Annotated in this window: 28 protein-coding genes; 12 read left to right on the top strand and 16 right to left on the bottom strand. The window is 65.2% G+C overall.

Annotation, left to right across the window (positions count from 1 at the left end; translation table 11 throughout):
- Positions 1-10: 10 nt before the first annotated feature.
- The 5 genes from KEC45_RS15780 (at position 11) to phhA (ending at position 4,463) form a co-directional block, all read left to right on the top strand.
- The gene (locus KEC45_RS15780; RefSeq protein ID WP_062176786.1) at positions 11-1,363 is read left to right on the top strand and encodes a PepSY domain-containing protein; all 1,353 of its coding nucleotides are present in this window, start codon (positions 11-13) and stop codon (positions 1,361-1,363) included.
- A gap of 7 nt (positions 1,364-1,370) precedes the next feature.
- On the top strand, positions 1,371-2,135 hold the full coding sequence (gene modA, locus KEC45_RS15775) for a molybdate ABC transporter substrate-binding protein (protein WP_062176788.1): 765 nt from the start codon (positions 1,371-1,373) through the stop codon (positions 2,133-2,135).
- 107 nt (positions 2,136-2,242) lie between these two features.
- A complete protein-coding gene (modB, locus tag KEC45_RS15770) occupies positions 2,243-2,938 on the top strand; it encodes a molybdate ABC transporter permease subunit (RefSeq protein WP_083435619.1) in 696 nt (231 codons plus the stop codon).
- Positions 2,928-3,548, top strand: coding sequence for a molybdenum ABC transporter ATP-binding protein (locus tag KEC45_RS15765; RefSeq protein WP_062176793.1), 621 nt, complete (start codon positions 2,928-2,930; stop codon positions 3,546-3,548). Before modB ends, KEC45_RS15765 begins: the two co-directional genes overlap by 11 nt.
- 39 nt (positions 3,549-3,587) lie before the next feature.
- On the top strand, positions 3,588-4,463 hold the full coding sequence (gene phhA / locus KEC45_RS15760) for a phenylalanine 4-monooxygenase (RefSeq protein WP_062176799.1): 876 nt from the start codon (positions 3,588-3,590) through the stop codon (positions 4,461-4,463).
- A 41-nt stretch (positions 4,464-4,504) separates the two neighbouring features.
- On the opposite strand, the gene KEC45_RS15755 is transcribed toward phhA, so the two are convergent.
- From KEC45_RS15755 to KEC45_RS15740, 4 genes are all read right to left on the bottom strand, one after another.
- Positions 4,505-5,476, bottom strand: coding sequence for a 50S ribosomal protein L11 methyltransferase (locus KEC45_RS15755; RefSeq protein WP_062176802.1), 972 nt, complete (start codon positions 5,474-5,476; stop codon positions 4,505-4,507).
- Between the two features lie 3 nt (positions 5,477-5,479).
- Positions 5,480-6,172: an SDR family NAD(P)-dependent oxidoreductase gene (locus tag KEC45_RS15750; RefSeq protein ID WP_252171144.1), complete on the bottom strand. Its 693-nt coding sequence runs from the start codon at positions 6,170-6,172 to the stop codon at positions 5,480-5,482.
- A gap of 163 nt (positions 6,173-6,335) precedes the next feature.
- Positions 6,336-7,688 carry a methyl-accepting chemotaxis protein gene (locus KEC45_RS15745; RefSeq protein ID WP_062176810.1) on the bottom strand — a complete coding sequence of 451 codons (1,353 nt, stop codon included), beginning with the start codon at positions 7,686-7,688 and terminating at the stop codon, positions 6,336-6,338.
- 105 nt (positions 7,689-7,793) lie between these two features.
- Positions 7,794-8,294 (bottom strand): Lrp/AsnC family transcriptional regulator, encoded by a 501-nt coding sequence (locus tag KEC45_RS15740; protein WP_193749080.1) that lies wholly within the window; start codon positions 8,292-8,294, stop codon positions 7,794-7,796.
- Positions 8,295-8,453: 159 nt separating this feature from the next.
- Here KEC45_RS15740 and ald point away from each other — a divergent pair, with 159 nt between their 5' ends.
- The 6 genes from ald to sdhA all read left to right on the top strand — a co-directional run bounded on the left by ald (position 8,454) and on the right by sdhA (position 13,693).
- Positions 8,454-9,569 (top strand): alanine dehydrogenase, encoded by a 1,116-nt coding sequence (gene ald, locus KEC45_RS15735; RefSeq protein ID WP_062176813.1) that lies wholly within the window; start codon positions 8,454-8,456, stop codon positions 9,567-9,569.
- 23 nt (positions 9,570-9,592) lie between these two features.
- On the top strand, positions 9,593-9,823 hold the full coding sequence (locus tag KEC45_RS15730) for a hypothetical protein (protein ID WP_252171143.1): 231 nt from the start codon (positions 9,593-9,595) through the stop codon (positions 9,821-9,823).
- Between the two features lie 37 nt (positions 9,824-9,860).
- The gene (locus KEC45_RS15725) at positions 9,861-10,928 is read left to right on the top strand and encodes a S9 family peptidase (protein ID WP_083435620.1); all 1,068 of its coding nucleotides are present in this window, start codon (positions 9,861-9,863) and stop codon (positions 10,926-10,928) included.
- A 111-nt stretch (positions 10,929-11,039) separates the two neighbouring features.
- Positions 11,040-11,489, top strand: a complete 450-nt coding sequence (sdhC, locus tag KEC45_RS15720; protein ID WP_083435621.1) for a succinate dehydrogenase, cytochrome b556 subunit — start codon at positions 11,040-11,042, stop codon at positions 11,487-11,489.
- Positions 11,482-11,889, top strand: a complete 408-nt coding sequence (gene sdhD / locus KEC45_RS15715; RefSeq protein WP_062176825.1) for a succinate dehydrogenase, hydrophobic membrane anchor protein — start codon at positions 11,482-11,484, stop codon at positions 11,887-11,889. Before sdhC ends, sdhD begins: the two co-directional genes overlap by 8 nt.
- 1 nt (position 11,890) lies before the next feature.
- The gene (gene sdhA, locus KEC45_RS15710; RefSeq protein ID WP_062176828.1) at positions 11,891-13,693 is read left to right on the top strand and encodes a succinate dehydrogenase flavoprotein subunit; all 1,803 of its coding nucleotides are present in this window, start codon (positions 11,891-11,893) and stop codon (positions 13,691-13,693) included.
- A 63-nt stretch (positions 13,694-13,756) separates the two neighbouring features.
- Here sdhA and KEC45_RS15705 read toward each other — a convergent pair whose 3' ends face one another.
- The 5 genes from KEC45_RS15705 to leuC all read right to left on the bottom strand — a co-directional run bounded on the left by KEC45_RS15705 (position 13,757) and on the right by leuC (position 17,447).
- Positions 13,757-14,050: a hypothetical protein gene (locus KEC45_RS15705; RefSeq protein ID WP_062176830.1), complete on the bottom strand. Its 294-nt coding sequence runs from the start codon at positions 14,048-14,050 to the stop codon at positions 13,757-13,759.
- A gap of 74 nt (positions 14,051-14,124) precedes the next feature.
- Positions 14,125-14,331 (bottom strand): DUF167 domain-containing protein, encoded by a 207-nt coding sequence (locus tag KEC45_RS15700; RefSeq protein ID WP_083435622.1) that lies wholly within the window; start codon positions 14,329-14,331, stop codon positions 14,125-14,127.
- Positions 14,332-14,402: 71 nt separating this feature from the next.
- Positions 14,403-15,398, bottom strand: coding sequence for an NADPH:quinone oxidoreductase family protein (locus tag KEC45_RS15695; protein ID WP_062183374.1), 996 nt, complete (start codon positions 15,396-15,398; stop codon positions 14,403-14,405).
- Between the two features lie 31 nt (positions 15,399-15,429).
- Positions 15,430-16,020 carry a 3-isopropylmalate dehydratase small subunit gene (leuD, locus tag KEC45_RS15690; RefSeq protein WP_062176833.1) on the bottom strand — a complete coding sequence of 197 codons (591 nt, stop codon included), beginning with the start codon at positions 16,018-16,020 and terminating at the stop codon, positions 15,430-15,432.
- A complete protein-coding gene (gene leuC, locus KEC45_RS15685; protein WP_062176836.1) occupies positions 16,017-17,447 on the bottom strand; it encodes a 3-isopropylmalate dehydratase large subunit in 1,431 nt (476 codons plus the stop codon). Before leuC ends, leuD begins: the two co-directional genes overlap by 4 nt.
- 208 nt (positions 17,448-17,655) lie before the next feature.
- Between leuC and KEC45_RS15680 the strand changes: the two genes are divergently transcribed.
- Complete coding sequence (locus KEC45_RS15680) at positions 17,656-18,174, top strand: sterol desaturase family protein (RefSeq protein WP_062176837.1); 519 nt, start codon at positions 17,656-17,658, stop codon at positions 18,172-18,174.
- Positions 18,175-18,266: 92 nt separating this feature from the next.
- Here the strand turns inward: KEC45_RS15680 and KEC45_RS15675 are convergent, their stop codons facing one another.
- From KEC45_RS15675 to KEC45_RS15645, 7 genes are all read right to left on the bottom strand, one after another.
- Complete coding sequence (locus KEC45_RS15675; protein ID WP_252171142.1) at positions 18,267-18,947, bottom strand: glutathione S-transferase family protein; 681 nt, start codon at positions 18,945-18,947, stop codon at positions 18,267-18,269.
- Positions 18,935-19,912 carry an NAD(P)-dependent oxidoreductase gene (locus KEC45_RS15670; protein WP_062176842.1) on the bottom strand — a complete coding sequence of 326 codons (978 nt, stop codon included), beginning with the start codon at positions 19,910-19,912 and terminating at the stop codon, positions 18,935-18,937. The genes KEC45_RS15675 and KEC45_RS15670 overlap by 13 nt, the downstream gene beginning before the upstream one ends.
- A 66-nt stretch (positions 19,913-19,978) precedes the next feature.
- Positions 19,979-21,259: a serine hydrolase gene (locus KEC45_RS15665; protein WP_062176844.1), complete on the bottom strand. Its 1,281-nt coding sequence runs from the start codon at positions 21,257-21,259 to the stop codon at positions 19,979-19,981.
- A gap of 70 nt (positions 21,260-21,329) precedes the next feature.
- Positions 21,330-21,779, bottom strand: coding sequence for a hypothetical protein (locus KEC45_RS15660; RefSeq protein ID WP_062176847.1), 450 nt, complete (start codon positions 21,777-21,779; stop codon positions 21,330-21,332).
- Complete coding sequence (locus KEC45_RS15655) at positions 21,772-22,407, bottom strand: CoA transferase subunit B (RefSeq protein ID WP_252171141.1); 636 nt, start codon at positions 22,405-22,407, stop codon at positions 21,772-21,774. The genes KEC45_RS15660 and KEC45_RS15655 overlap by 8 nt, the downstream gene beginning before the upstream one ends.
- Position 22,408: 1 nt before the next feature.
- Complete coding sequence (locus tag KEC45_RS15650) at positions 22,409-23,287, bottom strand: HAD family acid phosphatase (RefSeq protein ID WP_062176854.1); 879 nt, start codon at positions 23,285-23,287, stop codon at positions 22,409-22,411.
- Positions 23,287-23,997: a CoA transferase subunit A gene (locus KEC45_RS15645; protein ID WP_062176857.1), complete on the bottom strand. Its 711-nt coding sequence runs from the start codon at positions 23,995-23,997 to the stop codon at positions 23,287-23,289. The genes KEC45_RS15650 and KEC45_RS15645 overlap by 1 nt, the downstream gene beginning before the upstream one ends.
- Between the last annotated feature and the right edge of the window lie 17 nt (positions 23,998-24,014).

Below are 24,014 nucleotides of genomic sequence, written 5' to 3'. Positions count from 1 at the left end.
AAGGCAGGGGATGACCGACATCAACCGGATTCCGCTTTATCGCACGATCTGGCGCTGGCATTTCTATGCCGGGCTGTTCGTCATCCCCTTCATCCTCATCCTGTCGCTGACCGGCGCGGCCTATCTGTTCAAGCCGCAGGTGGACCGCTGGGAGGAGCGCGAGTGGCGCGGGCTTTCGGTGCAGGGCGCGGTCGATGCCGATGCGCAGGTTGCCGCCGCGCTCGCAGCCTTTCCGGGCGCGGCTTTTCATTACTACCGGATTCCCGAGGCGCCCGGCGACGCCGCTGTCGTCCATGTTGCGCTGCCCGGCGGCACAATGCGCGACGTGGCTATTTCGCCGCAGGGCCGGGTGATCGGCGCCGCCGATCCCGATCAGCGCATCTCGGCGTGGCTGTCGCGTATCCATGGCACGTTACTGATCGGCCGTGCCGGTCGCCTGCTCGTCGAGCTCGCGGCAAGCTGGGCGATCGTGATGATCCTCACCGGCCTCTATCTCTGGTGGCCGCGCGGGCGCGGTGCGGCGGGGATTGTCTGGCCGCGGCTGTCGCTCGGCGGCCGCGCGGCGCTGCGCGATCTTCATGCGGTCACGGGCTTCTGGGTCTCGGGGCTCGCGCTCGTGCTGCTTTTTACCGCGCTGCCATGGACCGACGTGTGGGCGAGCGGCTTTCGCATTGTCCGCTCCGAAATGGGCTGGGTGTCGGGGGTTCAGGACTGGAAGGGCGGCTCCGATCCGCACGCGGCGCACGACCATAGCGCGATGGCGGCTACGGCACCGACGGGCCCCGCGCCATCGGCGTCGCTGCAATATATCGTGCTGCGCGCGCGAGGTGAGGGGATGCCTGCACCGGCGATCGTCCAGCCGCCCGGCGCGCCCAATGATTTCGGGCCGCCGAACGGCAATGTCTGGACGCTCACCACGCTGACGCAGAACCGCCCGCAGGTGCGCAAGGTCAGCTATGATCCCGAAACAAGCATCGAAGTCGGGCGTAGCGGCTTTGCCGAAAAACATGCGATCGACCGCGCCGTCGGTTTCGGCATCGCCTGGCACGAGGGGCAATTGTTCGGCCTTGCCAACCAGCTCATCGGCGTCGCGACCGCGCTCGCGCTGTTCACGCTCGCGATCTCGGGCTTTCTGATGTGGCGTCGCCGCAAGCCCGATGATGCGCTCGGCGCGCCGCCGGGGCCGCGCGATCCCGGAAAGCTGAAGGGCGTTGCCGCGCTGATCCCCATCCTCGCGGCGCTGCTTCCCTTGCTCGCCGCCTCGCTGATCCTGCTATGGATCGCCGAGCGGCTGGTGCTGCCGCGTCTTCCGCGCGCCGCGCGCTGGCTTGGCGTTGCGGCAAGGGCACAGCCGCGCCTATAGTAGCGGCATGACCCGCATCCTCCACCTGCTCGTCGCGCTTGTTGCTCTGCTGCTCGCTCCAGCAGCGATGGCACAGGGGCGCGGCCCGGTGGTGCTCGCGGCGGCGAGTCTGCAGGAATCGCTGACCGAGGCGGCGAATGTCTGGGCGGCAAAGGGCCACGCCAAGCCGATCCTCTCCTTCGCCGCCTCGTCGGCGCTGGCGCGGCAGGTGATCGCGGGCGCGCCCGCCGACCTGTTCCTGTCGGCCGACGAGGAATGGATGGACGCCGTGGCACGGGCGGGACTGCTTCGCGTCGGCACGCGCACGACCTTGCTCGGCAACCGCCTCGTGCTGATCGCCCCGGCGTCGAGCAAGGTGCGGCTGAACCCCGCGCGCGGCTTCCCGATCGCCAAGGCGCTCGGCACCGGCCGCCTCGCGATCGCCGATCCCGACGCGGTGCCCGCGGGCAAATATGCGAAAGCCGCGCTCACCGCGCTCGGCGTCTGGCCCAGTGTCGCGGCCAAAACCGCTCCCGCCGAAAATGTCCGCGCTGCAATGGCGCTCGTCGAACGCGGCGCGGCGCCGCTCGGTATCGTCTACGCCACCGACGCGCGCGCATCGAAAGCGGTGCGGATCGTCGGGACCTTCCCGGCGGCGAGCCATCCGCCGATCCGCTACCCCGTCGCGCTGCTCAAGGCGTCGCGGAGCAAGGACGCCGCCGCCTTCCGGGCATTCCTCCTCTCGAAACAGGGCCGCGCGATTTTCGCGCGCCACGGCTTCTCGGCGCCATAACGAATGAAAAACCTCGTCATTGCGAGCGAAGCGAAGCAATCCAGAGCGGTCTACGCGCGCGCTGGATTGCTTCGCTTCGCTCGCAATGACGGGAGGGCTCACGTTTGATGCTTTCACCCGAAGAGTGGGGGATCGTCGCGCTATCGCTCAAGGTCGGCGGCGTCGCGGTGCTCGTCACGCTGCCGATCGCCTTCGCGCTCGCCTGGCTTCTCGCGCGCTATCGCTTTCCCGGGCGCGTCGTTCTCGATGCGCTGGTGCATCTGCCGCTCGTCCTGCCGCCCGTCGTCACCGGCTGGCTGCTGCTGATCGCCTTCGGTCCGTTCGGTCCCGTCGGGCGCTGGCTCGAAAGCTGGTTCGGGGTCAGCCTGATGTTCCGCTGGACCGGCGCCGCGCTCGCCGCCGCGATCATGGCGCTGCCGCTGATGGTGCGTGCGATGCGGCTGTCGATCGAGGGCATCGACCGGCGGCTCGAGGGCGCGGCGCGGACGCTCGGCGCCGGACGCTGGCACAGCTTCTGGACGATCAGCCTGCCGCTCGCGCTCCCCGGCGTCCTCGCCGCGCTCGTCCTCGGCTTCGCGCGCTCGATCGGCGAATTCGGCGCGACGATCACCTTCGTGTCGAACATCCCCGGCGAAACGCGCACCTTGCCGCTCGCCATCTATTCAGCGCTGCAGGTGCCTGATGGAGAGGCGATGGTGACGCGCCTCGCGCTGCTTTCGGTTGCGCTGTCGCTCGGCGCGCTGGTCCTGTCCGAATGGCTGGTGCGGCGTACGCACGCGGGAAAGCGCGACCATGGCGATTGATATCGACGTCGAAAAGCGGCGCGGCGATCGGATCATCGCCGCGCGCTTCAACGCAGGGGCGGGGCTGACCGCGCTGTTTGGGCCGTCGGGCGCGGGCAAGACGAGCATTCTCAACATGGTCGCCGGGCTGCTGAAGCCCGACCGCGGTCATATACGGATCGGCGACCGCACGCTGTTCGGCGACGGCGTCGATCTGCCGCCCGAGGCGCGGCGCATCGGCTATGTGTTTCAGGATGGCCGTCTGTTCCCGCATCGCCGCGTCCGCGCCAATCTGCTCTATGGCCATGATCTTGTCGATCCCACCGACCGCTGGATGAGCCTCGGCGAAGCCGTTCGCTTTCTTGGTATTGCCGACCTGCTCGACCGCTGGCCGCACACGCTGTCGGGGGGCGAGATGCAGCGCGTGGCGATCGGGCGGGCGTTGCTCGCGGCGCCCGAAATCTTGCTGATGGACGAACCTTTGTCGTCGCTCGACGCGGCGCGGCGCAGCGAGATCATGACGGTGATCGAACGGATTCGCGACGAACTCAAACTGCCGATCCTCTATGTCAGCCATGATCGCGCCGAAGTCGACCGGCTTGCAACTTCGGTCGTGGCGATTGGCGAATAAAGTTTCACTTGAAACCATTTTGATGATAGAAGCGTGCCGATGGAAAGACAGTTTACCCATGTCCATGACACGCCGCCGCCCGGTGCTGCGGCCGACTGGACGATTTCGCAAAATTGGGATGCCTTTACCGCCGACGAACATGCGATGTGGGACCGCCTCTTCGCGCGTCAGTCGGACATGCTGCCCGGCCGCGCCGCTGACGCCTTTCTGCGTGGCATTGACGTTCTGCGCCTCGAAAAGCCGGGTATTCCTGACTATCGCGAACTCAACGCGCGGCTGATGGCGGCGACGGGATGGCAAGTGATCGCGGTGCCGGGTCTCGTTCCAGACGATGTGTTTTTCGATCATCTCGCGAACCGGCGTTTCCCCGCGGGCAATTTCATTCGTACGCCCGAACAGCTCGACTATCTGCAGGAACCTGACGTTTTCCATGACGTCTTCGGCCATGTTCCGATGCTCGCCGACCCGGTGTTCGCCGACTATATGGTTGCCTATGGCGAAGGCGGGTTGCGCAGCCTGAAATTCGACGCGCTCAAACAGCTCGCGCGGCTTTACTGGTATACCGTCGAATTCGGCCTGATCCGTGAGGCGGGCGGCCTGCGCATCTATGGCGCGGGCATCGTCTCCTCCTTTGCCGAAAGCGTCTTCGCGCTCGATTCGGACAGCCCGAACCGCATCGGTTTCGACCTCGCGCGCGTGATGCGCACCGACTATCGGATCGACGATTTCCAGCAGAATTATTTCGTCATCGACAGTCTGGAGCAGCTTCTGGGCACGACGGTGAACACCGACTTCGCGCCGCTCTATACGAGAAACGCCGCGCTGCCGCCGATCCCCATCGCCGATATCTTACCGGATGATGAGGTGATTACGCGCGGCACACAGGAGTATGCGCTCAGTAAGCAGACCGCTTAAATCCGTTCGCGCGACGCGAACGGAGCCTGGGACGCCGCTTCTTACCAGCTCCCGAAACTTGCGTCCGACGGGCTCGCTCGGTGGAACGCGCGTTCCTTGCGGCGCCAGCCATAGCGGCGGCGCTTGACCAGCAGCAGGCACGGCCATTCGGCGCTGCCGCCGCGCGCTGAAAGGCGAAAGCCCTGCGCGCGATAGGCGGCGAGCACCGGTTCCATCTGCCGCGCGATCAGCCCCGCGAGGATCGCATGGCCGCCGGGTGCGGTCGCCGCGGCGATATCGGGGGCGAGCGTGATCAACGGCCCGGCGAGAATGTTGGCGATAACCAGATCATAGGGCGCGCAGTGGCGGATCGCGGGATGATCGGTTCCCGGCGCGACCGCAAGCGCAAGCCGTCCGCCGCCGCTGCCGAGCGGGATATTATTGATCGAAGCATTGTCGCGCGTCACGAAAATGCTTGCGGGGTCGATGTCCGATGCGATCGTCTTCGCGCGGGGCCACAGCGCCATCGCGGCGAAGGCGAGCAGGCCCGTGCCGGTACCGATATCGGCAATGTTGCGCGGACTCGCGCCTGCCTGCGCGAGCCGGTCGAGCATCGACAGGCAGCCGGCGGTCGTGTCATGTCCGCCCGTCCCGAACGCCTGGCTCGCGTCGATCAGGAACGGCGTGCTGCCCGCGGGAACGCGGTCTGCATAGCTGCTTGTGTGGACGAAGAAGCGTCCCGCCTGCACGGGCTCGAGCCCTTGCTGCGACAGCGTGACCCAATCCTCTTCGGGCAATTCTTCGACGACGGGTTTTTTGCCCTTGGCGCTCGGCACGAACGACTGGAGCAGTTTGAGCAGCGACGCCCCCGGCCTGTCGTCCATATAGGCGTCGAGTTGCCACAGCCCCGCATCTTCGTCGATCTCGCGCGTTACCACGACGGGAGCCTCGGGCATCGCGTCGAGTTCGGGGATTTCGCCCGACAGCGCCTCGGCTTCGGCGCGCGTGCAGGGGAGGGAGACGATCCAGCTCATAGGTTAACGGACATAGCTCGCGCCGTTCACGTCGAGCACGGCGCCAGTCATTGCCGCGGGCGCGTCGAGCGCGCACCAGCGGGCCATCTCGCCGACTTCGTCGGGCATGGCGACGCGGCCAAGGGGAATTTCGGCAAGCAGTTGCTCGCCGCCGCGACCCGCCAGATATTCCTCGGCCATACCGGTCATCGTGAAGCCGGGGCAGATCGCAAAGGCAAGAATGCCGTCCTTGGCATATCCGCGCGCGATTGTTTTGGTCATCGCGACCATGCCCGATTTTGATGCCGCATAATGCCAGTGCGCCGGGCTGTCGCCGCGGTATGCCGCACGGCTCGCAATATTGACGATTCGCCCGGCCGACTGCCGTGCCTGCCAGTGCAGCACCGCACGACGGCAGAGCTGCGCACTCGCGGTCAGATTGACCTGCATCGTGCGGTTCCAGCTCGCCAGCCAGTCGGCGTCGGGATCGCCCAGCGGGCTGTCCTCGCATATCCCCGCATTGTTTACGAGAACGTCGATCCGTCCGTCCAACCGGTCGAGGCTCGCCTGCCACAGTCGATCGGGCGTCGCCGGGTCGGTGAGGTCGCCATCGGCGCTCGACAGCGCGACGACTTTGGTCGCGCCCGTGGTGAGAGCCTCGGCGATCGCCGCGCCGATACCGCGGCTCGCGCCGGTGATCAGGATGTGCGTGGTCATAGCCCGCCTTAGGCAGCGGGGCGGACCTTGCCAAGCGCGAGCAGTCGTGGCGCATCCGACCATCCGTCATTCCGGCGAAGGCCGGAATCACACCGGTGCGTAAAAGGGCGATGGCGAGATCCCGGCCTTCGCCGGGATGACGATATGGGTTGGGTTGTCGGCGTTAAGCCACGCGGCGGCTGAATTCGCTCGCGGCGCGTTCGAGCTGCTGCAGGCGGCCGCCCATTTTGGCGAATTCCTCGCTCAGCACGCTGATCTCGTTCGCGACCATGCCCGAATCGTTGCGGATGCTCGCGATCGTCGACGACATGCTGTCGGCGGCGAGCGCGGTTTCGTCGACCGCCGCGGTGATCGAGGTGACCGTCTGCGCCTGGGCGTCCATCGCGTCACGGATGCGCTGCGCCGAATTCTGCACTTCGACGATCGTCTGCCGGATCGACTGGTTGGCCGAAACCGACCCGCGCGTCGCCTGCTGGATCGCGGTGATCTTGCCCGCGATATCGTCGGTTGCGCGCGCGGTTTCGTTGGCGAGGCTTTTCACCTCCTGCGCGACGACCGCAAAGCCGCGACCCGATTCGCCCGCGCGCGCCGCCTCGATCGTGGCGTTGAGCGCGAGGAGGTTGGTCTGGCCCGCGATCTCCCGGATCAGGCCCAAGATCGATTCGATCGACTCGGCATGGTGCGACAGCGTTTCGGACATGACGACGGCTTCGCCCGCCTGTTCCGACGCACGCGTCGCGACGCTGGCAGAGGCTTCGACTTCGCTGCGTGCGTCCTCGATCGCGCGGATCAGCCCGGCGGCGGTCGAAGCCGCTTCGCGCATCGCCATCGCCGATTGTTCGGAGGCGGCGGCGACTTCGCTCGTCTTCGCGATCATTCCCTTCGCCGCCTGGTCGGCCGAAGCCGCCTGCCGTGCAAGTTGATCGCGCACCCCGTCGGTATCCTGCACCAGCGAGGCGATGGAGCGATCGAAATCGCCCGCGAGCGCCTGCCGCTCGCTCGAAAAGACCGCGCGGTCGAGCTTGTTCGCATATCGCTGCATGATATCGAATTCGAGCAGCGCGAGGCGGTTCACCGCGCTCGTCAGCCGCGCCAGCCGCTCAGGCTCGCCGATGCAAGCTTCGACGATATATTCGATCGTCAGCCGCTGGCTTTCCGCGATGCACGACAGGACCGAAGCAAGCGGCAGCTTTACGCGCCGCGCCATATGGGCGTTCTGACACGCGATCGTCGCGACTTCCTGTCCGGCGGCATCGGCATATTTGGTAAAGGTGTGGCGCGCGCTGCCACGGATATAGCTGTCGAGAAGCTCGCCCTCGACCTTGCGATCGACGCCGGGCAGCGCGTTGAAAGCGTCCCAATAGGCTTTCGCGATCGCCTCTTCGCGTCCGGCGATGATGCCATGTATCTCGGTGGCATTGGCGGCAAGGCGTCCGTCGAGATCATAATAAGGGAAGCGATCGGCCATCGGCACCGGATCGATCTGCTGCTTGTGAATCGGATTTTCCTTCACCATGATCTTGGCTTCCCTGATCGACCCAAAAGGCGCGCGGGTCTGTTGCCCGCATGCGTCCCATGAAACTGGTGAACGGGATATGCGACGGAAATGGTAAAAGCGGTGTTAACCCCGGGCTAGCGTCTTGCCTTCGGCGCCCGTCGATGGGGACGGCACGGGATAGCCCTCGAACGCCTTGATCGTGCGCAGCGCAAAGGCGCTGTGCATCGCCGCGACACCCGGCAGGCGCGAAAGGCAATGACGGTGCAGCCGATCGAAATCGGCAACGTTACGCGCCGCGACGCGCAGCCGGTAATCCGACGCCCCCGACAAAAGCTGGCATTCGAGGATTTCGTCGAAGCTCTTCACCGCGCTCTCGAACGCGGTCAGCGCTTCCTCGCTTTGCGACGTCAGGCTGATGTCGACGAACACGTCGAGCCCGAGCCCGATGCTTTCGGGATTCAGGCGCGCGGTATAGCCGGCGATGATGCCCGCCGCCTCCAATGCGCGGATACGGCGGTGGCAGGCCGACGCCGACAGGCCGACGGCTTCGCCCAGTTCGGCCGCCGGTCGCGGGCCGCCGCGTTGGAGCAAGTCGAGCAACTTCACGTCGATCCGATCAATCATTGTGCGCCATCGATCCATTTCACGCCAAAATCGTGCAATTATGTCGCGAATCTGCGAAGGATATGCAAGCACCTCGCGAGCTATTTCTGTTAAAAGCGCCGACAAGTTTTCGGCGGCAATAATCGATCGCCGATGACACCCAATATTCGGAGAGCGACCATGATCATCGGCACCCCCAAGGAAATCAAGAACCACGAATATCGCGTCGGCCTGACCCCCGAGAGCGCGCGCGAACTCGTCGTTCACGGTCACCGCGTCCTCGTCCAGACCGGCGCGGGCGAGGGGATCGGCGCGCACGACCGCTATTATGTCGAAGCGGGCGCCGAGATCGTTCAGACCGCCGAAGAAATCTTCGCCACCTGCGAAATGGTCGTGAAGGTCAAGGAGCCCCAGCCCGTCGAGCGCGCGATGCTCCGCCCTGACCAGATCCTCTACACCTACCTCCACCTCGCGCCCGATCCCGACCAGACGCGCGACCTGATGAAATCGGGCGCCGTCTGCATTGCCTATGAAACCGTCACCAGCCCGCACGGAGGCCTGCCGCTCCTGAAGCCGATGAGCCAGGTTGCGGGTCGCATGTCGATTCAGGCCGGCGCGACCGCGCTCGAAAAGGCGCATGGCGGCCGCGGCGTATTGCTCGGCGGCGTCCCCGGCGTCGCGCCGGGCAAGGTCTGCGTCATCGGCGGCGGCGTCGTCGGCTTCAACGCGGCGCAGATGGCGGCGGGCCTCGGCGCCGATGTCACCATCCTCGACCGCGATCCCGAAGTGCTTGAACGCGTCGGCACCTTTTTCGAGGCGCGCGCCAAGACGCGCTTCTCGAATCGCGCGAACCTGGCTGAATGCGTCGCCGAGGCCGACCTCGTCATCGGCGCGGTGCTGATCCCGGGTGCCGAAGCGCCGAAGCTGGTCACACGCGAGATGCTCGGCACGATGCGCCCCGGCTCGGTGCTCGTCGACGTCGCGATCGACCAGGGTGGCTGCTTCGAGACGAGCCACGCGACGACGCACGCCGACCCGACCTACGTCGTCGACGGCATCGTCCATTATGCGGTCGCGAACATGCCGGGCGCAGTCGCGCGCACCAGCACCTATGCGCTCAACAACGTAACCCTGCCGCACGCGCTGCGCATCGCCGATCTGGGGTGGAAGGAAGCTTTGAAGCGCGACGTGCATCTTGCGCAGGGTTTGAACGTTTGGAATGGTAAGGTGACGTTCGAAGCCGTAGCGGAAGCGGTCGGAACCGATTATGTGCCTGTCGAACAGGCGCTCGCCTGATAAGACAAGGATATAGAGAGACGATGACCGAGCCAGTGGCACCTCCCCCGCCCGAAGAGGAAGAAAATGAAGTGCTGCGCGCGGCGCGCGAGCGTCAACAGCAGCGCGAAGCCGCCGAAGCGGCGCAAGCTGCCGATCAGGAAGCGGGCAAGGGCAAGCGCGGCTGGAAGACCGCGGCGGCGGCTGGGCTTGGCATCGGCTCGGCTGCGGTGATTGCGGCGCTGCTCTACGCGAACCGCGGCAAGATCAAGTGAGGCTGTTCCCGGCGTCTTCGGGCGTGCGGGTGGCCTGATGCGAACCGCCGCCGGTCTTTGGGCCATCATGGCCGGCGTTGCGGTTTTGCAGCCCGCCACAGCCAGCCCGGCCGCGCCGCCGCCCTGGAGCGCGCCCGCTACGACACGGGTGACGACCGAGGATCGCCGCTTCATGAGCGGCGATACCGAACTCGTCGGCACGCTCTACATGCCGGCCAGCCGCAAGCCCGTCGCGGCGGTCGTCGTCACGCACAGCGCTTCGTCGCCGCTTCGCACCGCATCGCTTTACGATCATCTCAAGACTGCGCTCCCCGCACTCGGGATTGCGGTCTTTGTCTATGACCGGCGCGGATCGGGGCAATCCGGGACAAAGACGGCCGGGGGCGACTTCGCGCTCCTCGCCGACGATGCGGTTGCTGCGGTGCGGAGCCTGAAGGCGGACCCGCGCATTGATCCGAAACGCATCGGCACCTGGGGACTGAGTCAAGGGGGCTGGATATCGCCGCTCGCGGCATCGCGCAGTACCGATATCGCGTTTGTGATCGCCGTCTCGGCACCCGTCGTGACGGCGGACGTGCAGATGCTCTTCTCCTCGACCAATCATCTCATCGCCAACGGCCATTCGCAGGCCGAGGTCGACCAGATGGCTGCGACGCGCAAAGCGGTCGACGATTATATGCGCGGGTCGGGCAGCCGCGAAGCCGCGCAGAAAATGATCGACGCGGCCAAGACGCAGCCGTGGTTCAAATATACCTATATGGGCGAAACGGTACGCGACCGCGCGGTTTCGGGCTGGCGCCGCGAGATCGAGAATGATCCCCTCAAGAATCTGTCGGCGGTCACCGTCCCGACGCTTGTCCTCTATGGCGCCGACGATGCGGTCGTGCCGGTCGCGGTTTCGGTCGAGCGTCTGAAAGCCATCGCGGCGCAAAAGCCGAAGATGGCGGTGCACAGCATCGCCGGCGCCGATCATGCTATGGAGATGTCCGCCGACCGGAAAGTCTCGCTCGATCCGAAACATGACGGGACCGAGCGGCCGGATTCGGCCGAATATATCGCTCTTCTGGCGAGTTGGCTCGCGATCAACGGGTTCGTCGCCAACTGAATAGCCGGAAACCGAGCGATTTATTCCCCTATGCTCCTAAGCAATTGCATATCGCGGCGGGAAGGCTTAACCGGCGGCGCATCGACCGTTTAGAGTCAGGACAGGGCTGATATGGCTGGCAATCAACCGAGCGCGCGTCCGCGCTCTCCGCATCTACAGGTGTATAAATGGACCCCAGCGATGGCGGTCTCGATCTTTCACCGCGTCAGCGGCGATGGTCTCGCGATCGTCGGCGGCCTGATGTTCCTTTGGTGGCTGGGGGCGCTCGCCGCGGGACCCGACGCCTATGCGGCGTTCATCGCGTGCGTCTGGCACGATCCCAGCCCCGAAGTCGGCACGCTGCACCAGGTCACCAACATTCTTGGCAAGGTCGTGCTGATCGGGCTGACCTGGGCCTTCTTCCAGCATCTCTTCTCGGGCCTGCGCCACTTCGTGCTCGACACCGGCGCGGGCTATGAGCTCAAGACCAATAAAATCTGGTCGACGCTCGTTTTCGTGGGTTCGATCACGGCGACCGCTGCGGTCTGGCTCTATGTATTTGCGGAGGCGCTCAATGGGTAACGGAACGCGTCTCGGCCGCGTGCGCGGGCTTGGTTCGTCGCACCATGGCTCGCACCACTGGATCCAGCAGCGCCTGACCGCGCTCGCCAACGTCCTGCTCGTCACCTGGTTCGTCGTCTCGATGTTCCGCCTGCCGCTCGGCGATCATGCTGCGGTGCTGCGCTGGGCGTCGAACCCGACCGTCGCGCTCGCGCTGATCCTGCTCACCGCCAGCGTCTTCTGGCACCTGCGGCTGGGGCTTCAGGTGATGATCGAGGATTATGTCCACGGCGAAGCGACCAAGATCCTGTCGCTCGTCCTTTTGAACTTCTACGCGATCGGCGGCGCTGCCTACGGCATTTTCGCCATCATCCGCATCGCGCTTGCGCCCGCCGCCGGGCTCGCTCCGGGGGGCATGTAAGATGACCGACGCCTACAAGATCATCGACCATATCTATGACACCGTCGTCGTCGGTGCCGGCGGCTCCGGCCTGCGCGCCACGATGGGCAGCGCCGAAGCGGGGCTGAAGACCGCCTGCATCACCAAGGTGTTCCCGACGCGCAGTCACACGGTTGCGGCGCAGGGCGGCATTGCGGCATCGCTCGGCAATAATTCGCCCGACCATTGGCAGTGGCACATGTACGACACCGTCAAGGGTTCGGACTGGCTCGGCGACCAGGACGCGATCGAATATATGGTGCGCGAGGCGCCGAACGCGGTTTACGAACTCGAGCACGCCGGCGTGCCGTTCAGCCGCAACGCCGACGGCACCATCTATCAGCGCCCGTTCGGCGGCCATATGCAGAATATGGGCGAAGGCCCGCCGGTGCAGCGCACCTGCGCCGCGGCCGACCGCACCGGTCACGCGATGCTCCACGCTCTCTATCAGCAGTCGCTGAAATATGACGCGGACTTCTTCATCGAATATTTCGCGCTCGACCTGATCATGGAAAATGGTGAGTGCCGCGGCGTGATTGCGCTGTGCATGGAGGATGGCAGCATCCACCGCTTCCGTTCGCAGGCCGTCGTGCTTGCAACGGGCGGCTACGGCCGTTGCTATTTCACCGCGACCTCGGCGCATACGTGCACCGGCGACGGCGGCGGCATGGTGCTACGCGCCGGCCTGCCGCTTCAGGACATGGAGTTCGTCCAGTTCCACCCGACCGGCATCTATGGCGCGGGCGTGCTGATCACCGAAGGTGCGCGCGGCGAGGGCGGCTATCTGACCAACAGCGAAGGTGAGCGTTTCATGGAACGCTATGCCCCGTCGGCGAAGGATTTGGCGTCGCGCGACGTCGTGTCGCGTTCGATGGCGCTCGAAATTCGCGAAGGCCGCGGCGTCGGCCCGCACAACGACCATATCTTCCTGCACCTCGACCATATTGATCCCGCCGTGCTCGCCGAGCGCCTGCCGGGGATTACCGAGAGCGGCAAGATTTTCGCGGGCGTCGACCTCACGCGCCAGCCGCTGCCGGTCGTGCCGACGGTCCATTACAATATGGGCGGCATTCCCTGTAACTATCATGGCGAAGTCGTCACGCTGGGCAAGGACGGTCCCGACACCGTGGTTCCGGGCCTGTTCGCGGTCGGCGAAGCCGCGTGCGTGTCGGTCCATGGCGCGAACCGCCTTGGGTCGAACAGCCTGATCGACCTTGTCGTCTTTGGCCGCGCCACGGGGCATCGCCTGAAGGAGATCCTGAAGCCCGGTGCGGCGCAGCAGCCGCTGCCGAAGGACAGCGCCGACCTCGCGCTCGCGCGCCTCGATCATTTCCGCAATGCGAACGGCGGCTCGCCGACCGCGGAAATCCGTACGGAGATGCAGCGCGCGATGTCGCAGCACGCGGCGGTGTTCCGCACCGACGAGCTGATGGCGGAGGGCAAGGAAAAACTCACCAAGACCTATCAGCGCATGAACGACGTGCATGTCACCGACCGCAGCCTGATCTGGAACACCGATCTTGTCGAAACGCTGGAGCTCGACAACCTCATCAGCCAGGCGACGGTGACGATGCATTCGGCGTTCAACCGCAAGGAAAGCCGCGGCGCTCACGCGCACGAAGATTTCCCGAATCGCGACGACGCGACGTGGATGAAGCACACGATCGCATGGTTCGACGGTTGGGGCGGCAAGGGCGGCGGCGTTCGCCTCGATTACCGTCCGGTCCACGAATATACGCTGTCGGACGATGTTGAGTATATCAAGCCGAAAGCACGCGTTTACTGATCGGCTTTGCGGGATAGACGGGGTCGCGAGTGATCGCGGCCCCTTTTTTGTCCAGTGGTTGCGTTACTCGCCGAACAGACTGCGCACGGGGTTGATGTCGGAAAAGGGCACATCGACGTCCTCGCCCATGAGCCACAATTTCTGGCACGCGATGGCAAAGAACATTGCCGCAATCGTCCAGACGATGAAGGTCTTGCGAGCGATCCAGCGGCGTTCGGCTTCTGCAGCCTTGGCCCGGGCCTTGTGGTCGATGCCTAGTTCGCCTTCGAATTCGGCGACGAGTTGAGCACGGCGGGTACGCGAAATATTCGCGATACTCGCGTCACCTTCCGCGGATTTCGATCGGCGTTTCGCCATTGCTCCAACCCTGGCCCCAGCTAGTCCTACCTCCGTCTATAGCGCGCGGCTCCTGCTAATTGGTTAACCCGGCGCTATCGACTCGTCGCAATTCCTATCAGTTTGACGCGGGCCGCCGCGCCGCGGAGCAGTGTCAAATCGCGCGGCGGGCAGCCGAGCACGGCGGCGAGCAACCGCAGAACCGCGTCGTTCGCGGCGCCGTCGGCGGGCGGCGAGGTGACGCGGACCTGCACGGCGCCGTCCTCGACGCGAACCTCGTCGCGCCGTGCGCCGGGCGTCACGCGGACCTCGATCCGCCCCGATGCGGCGAGCGCGCGCAGCGCATCGGTCAGTGCGGGATCGGGGCGATATTTCAGATGGTGATGACCAGCTTGCCGACCGCCGTCCGGTCGCCAAGCTTGGCAATCGCCTTGCCGCCGTCTTCGAGGCTGAAGCTTTCGGTGACGCGCGGCTGGATTTTGCCCTGTTCCCACAGCTGGAACAGCCGCGCGATATTGGCGCGGTTGCGGACTGGGTCGCGCATCACGAAGGCGCCCCAGAACACGCCGGCGACGTCGCAGCTCTTGAGCAAGGTCAGGTTGAGCGGCAGGCGCGGGATACCCGCGGGGAAGCCGACGACGAGATAGCGTCCCTCCCACGCGATCGAGCGCAGCGCGGGCTCGGCATAGTCGCCGCCGACCGCGTCATAGATGACGTTCGCGCCATTGGGCCCGACGGCTTCCTTGAACTTGTTCGCGAGTTCTTTCGACTGATCCTTGTCGAACGGCTGGCGGCCATAGACGACCACATCGTCGGCGCCTGCGGCCCGAGCGATTTCGGCCTTTTCTTCGCTCGACACGCCGGCGACGACGCGCGCGCCGAATGCCTTGCCGAGTTCGACCGCCGCGATGCCGACACCGCCCGAGGCGCCGAGAACGAGCAGGGTGTCGCCTTCCTCGATGTGACCGCGATCGACAAGTGCGTGGATGCTGGTGCCATAGGTCATCAGCAAGGAGGCACCTTCCGCGAAGCCGTGCGCTTCCGGGAGGTGATAGACATTATGCACCGAAACCGCGACCGCCTCGGACATGCCGCCGTTGCCGCAGCCTGCGATTACGCGGTCGCCGACCTGGAACTCCGTGACACCTTCGCCAACTTCGGCGACAAGCCCCGCGACTTCGCCGCCGGGTGCAAAGGGGCGTTCGGGGCGGAACTGATATTTATCCTCGATGATCAGCACGTCGGGGAAGTTGACCGCACAGGCCTTCACGTCGATCACGATCTGGCCCTTGCCCGCACTGGGGCGTGGCAGTTCGCCCAAAGTGAGCGTTTCGGGGCCGCCGGTTGCGGTCGACAAGAGAGCCTTCATCATCTTCTCCTCTTATGGTGTTTATCGTGCCTTATGCTGCGGGCCGCATCCACGGCCGCTCGGTGTCGAGTTTGGCTTCGTAAGCGCCGATCGCCGCGTCGCTCTTTTCGGTCAGCGAAATTTCGTCGAGCCCCTCGAGCAGGCACATCTTGCGGAACGGGTCGATCTCGAAAGTGAAGCGGTCCTGGAACTGCGTCGTCACCGTCTGATGCTCGAGATCGACGAACACCGGGTCCGTGGCCGCTACCTCCATCAACCGGTCGATCGCCGCCTGGGGCAGGACGACGGGCAGAATGCCGTTTTTCACCGCGTTGCCCGAGAAGATGTCCGAGTAGGAGGGGGCAATCACGACGCGGATGCCAAGGTCGCCGAGCGCCCATGCGGCATGTTCGCGGCTCGACCCGCAACCGAAATTGTCGCCCGCGATCAGGATCGGCGCGCCCTTATATTCGGGGCTGTCGAACAGATTGTCGGGATCGGCGCGCAGGCTCTCGAACGCTCCGCGCCCCATGCCCTCGCGCGTCGTCGTCTTCAGCCAGTGCGCTGGAATGATGACGTCGGTGTCGACATTCTTGAGCCCGAACGGGATCGCGCGGCCTTCGACCTTGTCGAGCGGGGTCATGCCATCAGCTCCCTGACGTCGGTGAGCTTGCCCGTCACCGCCGCCGCCGCCGCCATCGCGGGGCTGACGAGGTGCGTGCGCGCGCCCGGACCCTGACGGCCGACGAAGTTGCGGTTGCTCGTCGAGGCACAGCGTTCGCCTGCAGGCACCTTGTCGGGGTTCATCGCGAGGCAGGCCGAGCAGCCGGGCTCGCGCCATTCGAGGCCGGCGTCGGTAAAGATGCGGTCTAGCCCCTCGGCCTCGGCCTGTGCCTTGACCAGCCCCGACCCGGGGACGACGATCGCCCAGCGGACATTGTCGGCCTTGTGGCGGCCTTTGATCACCGCCGCGGCGGCGCGCAGATCCTCGATGCGGCTGTTGGTACAGCTGCCGATGAAGATATTCTCGATCGGCACATCCTGCATCCGCGTGCCGGGTTCGAGCCCCATATAGGCGAGCGATTTGGCGGCGGCGGTTTGCTTCGACGGATCGGCGAAACTGTCGGGGGCGGGCACGACGCCGGTAATCGGCACGACATCCTCGGGGCTGGTGCCCCAGGTGACGCTCGGCGCGATGTCCGCGGCGTCGATGACCACCACCTTGTCGTAGGTCGCACCCGAATCAGTCGTGAGGCTCTTCCAATATGCAACTGCGGCATCCCAGTCGGCGCCCTTCGGCGCATAGGGACGGCCCTTGAGGTATGCGAATGTGACCTCGTCGGGCGCGATCAGGCCCGCGCGCGCGCCGCCCTCGATCGCCATATTGCTGACGGTCAGCCGCCCTTCGACCGACAAGGCGCGGATCGCGCTGCCGGTATATTCGATGACATGTCCGGTTCCGCCCGCAGCGCCGATCACGCCGGTGATGTGGAGAATGACGTCCTTGGCCGACACGCCGGGGCCGACTTCGCCCTCGACGCGCACTTCCATCGTCTTCGACGGCTGGAGCAGCAGGGTCTGCGTCGCGAGCACATGCTCGACCTCGCTTGTCCCGATGCCGAAGGCGAGCGCGCCTATGCCGCCATGGCAGGCCGTATGGCTGTCACCGCAGACGATCGTCGTCCCGGGCAGCGAAAAGCCCTGTTCGGGGCCGACGACATGCACGATGCCCTGTTCGGGCGCGACAGCGTCGATGTAGCGGATGCCAAATTCAGGCGCATTCTTTTCGAGCGCCGCCAATTGCGCCGCGCTTTCAGGGTCGGCGATCGGCAGCTTGTGTCCGGCCGCGTCGAGCCGGGCCGTCGTCGGCACATTATGGTCGGGGACCGCAAGCGTCAGATCAGGGCGGCGCACCGTGCGGCCAGTCGCGCGAAGCCCTGCAAAAGCCTGCGGGCTGGTGACTTCATGGACAAGGTGGCGGTCGATGAAGATCAGAGCGGTTCCATCGGGGCGCTGTTCGACGACATGCGCGTCCCAGATTTTCTCATAAAGGGTGCGGGGCCGAGTCATGCGGTTCACTTAAGCCTGTGGCATAACAATGCAAGCGAGTGGCGATCAAAAACGCAATTTTCGGTCGCGCCGTTTTCTGCCTTCTTTGGTCATGCCGGACTTGATCCGACATCCCTCATTGCGACGGTGACAAGCGGGACCCCGGATCGAGTCCGGGGCGACGGAGAGGTGATGGCGCGGTCGCTGTAACCGTTCTATAATCCCTCGCATGTCGACGCTCGCCATCCTTGCGCTCATTCTCGCCACCGTCGTGGCGATGGAGTTGGTCGCTTGGGCGAGCCATAAATATATCATGCACGGCTTTGGCTGGGCATGGCACCGCGACCATCATGAGCCGCACGACAAGATGCTGGAAAAGAACGATCTGTTCGGCCTCGTCGGCGCCGCGATGAGCATTTCGATGTTCGTTGTCGGCAGCCCGATGATCATGGGCGCGGATGCGTGGGAGCCTGGGACTTGGATCGGGCTCGGCATCCTCTTTTACGGGATCATCTACACGCTGGTGCACGACGGGCTCGTCCACCAGCGCTATTTCCGCTGGGTCCCGCGGCGCGGCTATGCAAAGCGGCTCGTTCAGGCGCACAAACTCCACCATGCGACGATCGGCAAGGAAGGCGGCGTGAGCTTCGGTTTCGTTTTCGCGCGCGATCCCGCGAAGCTGAAGGCCGAATTGAAGGCGCAACGCGAGGCTGGAGTCGCGGTCGTGCGCGAGGCGCTGGTCGATTAACTCCCGTCATTGCGAGCGCAGCGAAGCAATCCAGAGTAGCGTAACCGCTCTAGATTGCTTCGCTACGCTCGCAATGACGACGGATAGGGGGCTTAGGCTGTTCGATAGTCGGCGGTAATCGCGCCGGCCGCCATCAGCTCTGCCTCATGGCTTTCCTCCCGCCAGCTTTCGGCCAGCGCCTGCCGTTCCCAGTCCTGCATCGCCGGATGTGCGAGCATATGGTCGACCCACGCCTGTCCGGCGCCAACGTCGAGGCCATAGGTCCGGATGCGAAAGGCGACAGGGGCAAAGAAGGCATCGACTGCGGTAAAGCGGTCGCCCGCGAGGAAGGGGCCGCCAAAGCGCGACAGGCCCTCGGCGAACAATTCGCGGATACGTGCGACGTCGAGCCGCAGCGCCCCCGACGGAGGCTTGGGCGTGACGCGAACGCCGACGTTCATCGTGCAATCGTTGCGCAGCGCCGAAAAGCCGCTGTGCATCTCCGCCGCCGCGCATTGCGCCCAGGCGCGCGCATCGGGGTCGGTCGGCCACAGGCCGTCATGCCGATCGGCGAGGTAGAGTGTGATGCCGAGCGAGTCGTAAACCGTCCGCCCTTCGTCGAGCAATGCGGGCACTTGCCCCGTCGGCGAAAAGCTTCGAAACTCGTCATAGTTGATCGGGTTGCTGAAGGGTTCGATCTGGTCTTCGAACGCGATGCCCAGCGCGCGCATCAGCATCCACGGGCGGAGCGACCAGCTCGAATAATTGCGGTTGGCGGTGATCAGCACATACATGCTTGGCGCTCCTGTGCGATGATGGGCGAGGTATAGTCGGGATCGTGTGCAAAGGGCAGCTCGGCGCCCTCGCGCAGCGCCGCGAGCACGCTGCCGAAATCGGTCGCGGCGCGCCAGCCGAAGCGACGCTCGGCGCGCGACGGATCGTAAACGCGGTCGATGATTTCCGGGAGCACCCACCCCTTGGCGGCATAAAGGTCGGCCGCGTCTGGATAGTGGCGTGCGATGACGGCGCGCGCATCGCGGGCGAGCTCCTCGGCTTCCTCGCGCGCGAAGGGCGGCGGGGCGGAGAGGATGAAGGTGTCGCAACCGATCGACGGCGCGGCCTCGAGCGCAGCGAGATGCGCCGCGGCGGCATCCTCGACGGTCAGGCGGCGATTGAGCAGCTCATTCGCTTTCAGGTTCGGACCGCTCGGCACGGCATGCGTGTCGTCATCCTCGGGGAAGAAACGGCCGGTACGCAGGATCAGCGCGGCGATGCCATGCTCGCGGTGGACCAGCTTGCATGCCTGCTCGGCCGCAAGCTTGGTGATCCCGTAAATGTTGCGCGGTTCGATCGGACCGAAATCCTCGTCCATCCACCAGGCGCCCGCCGCGCCTGCGCCGGCGCGCACGTCGCTGCGGATCATCAGCGACGTCGTCGAGGTAAAAAGGAAACGGTCGTTGCCGGCGGCCACCGCGGCCTCGATCAGGTTGAGCGTGCCGCTGACATTGACGTCGACGAATGCCTGCCGCGGATAACGCGCGATGTCGGGCTTGTGCAGCGCGCCGCCGTGGATGACCGCATCGATGCCATGCTCGCCCATCGTCCGGTCGATCAGCGCGCGGTCGGCGACGGTGCCGATCACCTGCGTGTGCGCGCCGGGAACGACGTCGAGCCCGGTGACCTCATGGCCGTTTCCAGCGAGCAGCGGCGCGAGATAGCGCCCCAGCCAGCCCGACGATCCGGTCAGCAGCACGCGCATCGATCAATCTCCTCCCGGCCTTGTCCGCGCGCCTCATACACAGGCGGCGGACGTGGGGAAAGCCAGTTACCCTTTCGGATCTGCGGTGGCCGGTCTGGGCTTCGCGGTGGCGGCTGTCGGCTGTGGCAGTTCGCTCAGGTCGAGCCAGCCTGCGTCGTCGCGTTTGTGATAGCTGTCGATCACCGTGAACGGGATACGGAACGGAAATCCCCAATCGCTGTTCCACAGCGCCACGACGCCCGTCCGCGTCGCGGGTTCGAAGATCATCGTCGCGCGATATCCCTCGACCGCGCCCGAATGGCCTTCGAGTCGGTTGCCGGCATAGGTAAAGCTCCGCCAGCCAAGGCCATAACCCGCGTCACCCGTCGCGGCCCGCAAGGTGCCGCCATAAAGCCGTCCGGTGCCGACGCGCGGGTGGTGGGCAAGCTGCAACACCGGATCCGGCAGCACGTCGGGGCGCTTCCCCATCATGGCCTGCATCCATTTGGCGAAATCGACGATATCGCTTTCGACCCCTGCGGCGGCGGGGACGCGCCAATAGGCTTCCTTGATCGGGCGGATCTGCGCGCCGCGGTGCGGCTTCGCCCAATCCTTTGCGCTTGTCAGCCGATCCCTTCCATAGCCTGCGCTGACCATGCCGAGCGGGCGGAAAAAACGGTCCTCGACCGCGTCGGCGAAAGGCTCGTTCGCGGCCTTGCCCAATATCTCGCTCGCGGTGTCGAAAGCGACATTCTGATAGGTATGGCACGTCCCGGGATCACATTGCAGCGGTGCCGCGGCAAGGCTGGCGCGCAGCGCGGCCGGATCCTGCCCTTCCTCCAGTTTCTCGTCATAGGCGTTTTTGGTGAGGCCGGTGCGCTGGGCCAATAGCTGGTCCAGCGTGACGTGCGCCTCGGCGCCGCGGGGCAGGCGCAGCGATGTGCCCCAACTCGCGACCGGGCGGTTCAGGTCGAGCGAGCCGTCGTTGGCCAACGCGGCAGCGAGAACGCCCGTTGCGGTCTTGGAAACCGAGGCCCAGCGAAACAGCGTTTGCGCCGTTACGGGTGCACCGGTCGAGGCGTCGGAAACGCCATAGGTGCGCACGAAGCTGAGTTTTCCGTCTTCGACCACGGCCACCGCCAGCCCTGCCATCTCGGGACGCTGCGACAGGGCGGCGAGTTGCCGGTCGAGTGCGCGATAGTCGATGCGGCCGCGCCATTCGGCGGGCGTGTCGGGCAGGTTCTCGGGCGCCGAAATCGGGATCGGTACGCTCGCAAGCGGGTGGTTGCCGCCAAGGGCGTGAATGCCAAGCCAGCCGGCGGCCACCAGCGCGGCGGCCACGATCAGAAAAACAAAAACCCGCTTCATTGACTCTCGATTGGACTGCGACCTCGTAATTGGCGGCCGTCTTAGCCGCGACTTCCGCGGCCGTCACCCCTCAGGGTGCAAGATGGCGCCACGCCTTGAACGTCCCGGCGGCGTAAACCGCACCATAGACAAGGACGATCAGCGACGACCAGATCGCGAAACTGTCGCTATGTTGCGGCCGCCACATATGGAGCGGTACGAAAATGAGCCCGCGGAGCAGATAGATGGCGGCGATGACGATCAGCCCCGTCCGCAGCAAGGGCAGACGCGGGAGCGAGCCGGCTCCCGAAAAGGCATAAGCGGCCCAGACAAGCAGGATGGCACCAATTGCCAGCGTGATCAGCGTCGGCCGCAGATCGCCGCGCGCTGCCGCGCGCGCCATGCCTTCGCCCGCGCCGAAAAAACGATACCAGTCGGGGCCGCCGAAAATGCAGGCAATATGAAGCAGCGCGGCCAGGACCGACAGCCACCCGCCGACAATCAGCCAGGTGGTCCCGGGATTGGCCGCAACATTATGCAATATAATGCGCCGTCGTTTTTTCCGCGACTTCCTCGGCGGTGACGCCCGGCGCCAATTCGATCAGCTTGAACGGGCTGTCATGATTGTCGCGCTTGAACACCGCGAGGTCGGTGATGATCATGTCGACGACATTCTTGCCGGTCAGCGGCAGCGTGCATTCGGGGATGAACTTGGGGCTGCCGTCCTTGGCATTATGTTCCATCACCACGATGATCTTCTTGACGCCCGCGACCAGGTCCATCGCGCCGCCCATGCCCTTGATCATCTTTCCGGGGATCATCCAGTTGGCGATGTCGCCATTTTCGGCGATCTCCATCGCCCCCAATACGGTGAGGTCGATATGCCCGCCGCGGATCATCGCAAAGCTGTCGCTCGACGAGAAATAGGCCGACTGCGGCAATTCGCTGATCGTCTGCTTGCCCGCATTGATCAGGTCGGGATCTTCATCGCCTTCATACGGAAAGGGCCCGATGCCGAGCATGCCGTTTTCCGACTGCAACGTCACGGTCATCCCCGCCGGGATATGATTCGCGACGAGCGTCGGGATGCCGATGCCGAGGTTGACGTAATAGCCGTCCTGCAGCTCCTTCGCGGCGCGCGCCGCTATGTCATCACGCGTCCAGGCCATGTCAGTTAGGCTCCCATTGCTTGTCGGAGGGGAAGGCGTCGCCCCAGCCCAGTTTTTCCCACGGGCCATAGACGGGGTTGGGAAAAAGGAACCAGCCCTTGTCCCAGAGTGCGATGGCGCCCGCGCTGGTGGCGAGCGCCATGCGCTGCGCGGCGGGCAGATCCTTCACGTTGAACTGCTGGCTGAAATCGCCAAGCTGGTCGCCGCCGAGGATGATCACGCAATATTTCGAGGCGATTGTCGCGCGGCGCGGGTCCTTGCTCGACCCGCCGGCGTCGTCGCCCATCAGGAACAACGTCTCGCCATGCTTGAACTCGCCGAGCCCGGCGGCGCGGAGCGTATCTTCGCTGCCCTTGGCATTGGCGGCGCTGCGGTTGGTGTTGGCGATGACGGTGATGCCCGCAGCGCGGAGCCGGTTCACCATCTCGACCGTGCCGGGCATCGCGATCGCCTTGCCGGCGCCGGTCTTTTCCCACTGATCCCAGACCTTGAGGTCAAAGCCGGTGCCCTTTTCGGCAAAATGCCGCATCGGGCCGAGGTTCCAGATCAACGTTTCGTCGGCGTCGAAGACCGCAGCGAAGGGCTTGTCGCCGCACGGCTCGAACGTCGGCGCGTCGATCGACGCCCCGGCCGCCAGCACAACGCTGTCCTTCGGGCGCTGCTTGATCCGCCACACGCCATAATCGGCGATCCGCGCATTGGTCGCGCGCACTGCAACCGCGGCTTCGGGCGAGCCATAGAGATATTGCAGCGCGACGGGCGGCTTTGCGGCTTCAGCGGGGGCCGCCGTTGCGGGCGGAGCCGGGACCGCCGCCACCTCGGCCGGCGCGCTGGCGCAGCCCGAGAGGAGCAACGTCGCCGTGATGGCGAGGCTACGCATCACGCCGTCTCGCGCGGGCGTGTCGTGCGGAATTCGATCTTTTTGTCGTACGGCGCGCCGAGGACGAGCCGCTTCACATAGATGCCGGGCAAGTGGATCGTGTCGGGATCGAGGCTGCCGACCGGCACGATTTCCTCGACCTCGGCGACGCAGATTTTCGCCGCGGTCGCCATCGGCTGGTTGAAGTTGCGCGCGGTCTTGCGGAAAATGAGGTTGCCGCTCTCATCGGCCTTCCAGCCCTTGATGATCGCAAGGTCGGCGAAGATGCCGCGTTCGAGGATATAATCCTGCCCGTCGAAATTCTTCACTTCCTTGCCCTCGGCGACAAGCGTGCCGACGCCGGTCTTGGTATAGAAGCCTGGAATGCCCGCGCCGCCCGCGCGGCAGCGTTCGGCCAGCGTGCCCTGGGGACAGAATTCAACCTCGAGTTCGCCCGCCAGATATTGCCGCTCGAACTCCTTATTCTCGCCGACGTACGACGAGATCATCTTTTTGACCTGCTTGGTGCGGAGCAACTTGCCCAGCCCTTCGCCGTCGATTCCGGCATTGTTGCTGGCGATGGTGAGGTCCTTCGTCCCGGCATCGCGGATCGCGTCGATCAGCCGTTCGGGAATACCACAAAGGCCGAAACCGCCCGCGCAAATCTGCATTCCGTCAAACAGCAGGCCCTCGAGGGCGGCGGCGGCGTCGGGATATTGCTTCTTCCCCATGGGATGGCTCTCCTGAG

The organism is Sphingopyxis sp. USTB-05 (assembly GCF_023822045.1).
Lineage (GTDB): Bacteria > Pseudomonadota > Alphaproteobacteria > Sphingomonadales > Sphingomonadaceae > Sphingopyxis.
Note: the sequence above shows the minus strand (reverse complement) of the source record. Positions and strands in the feature narration are given on the sequence as shown.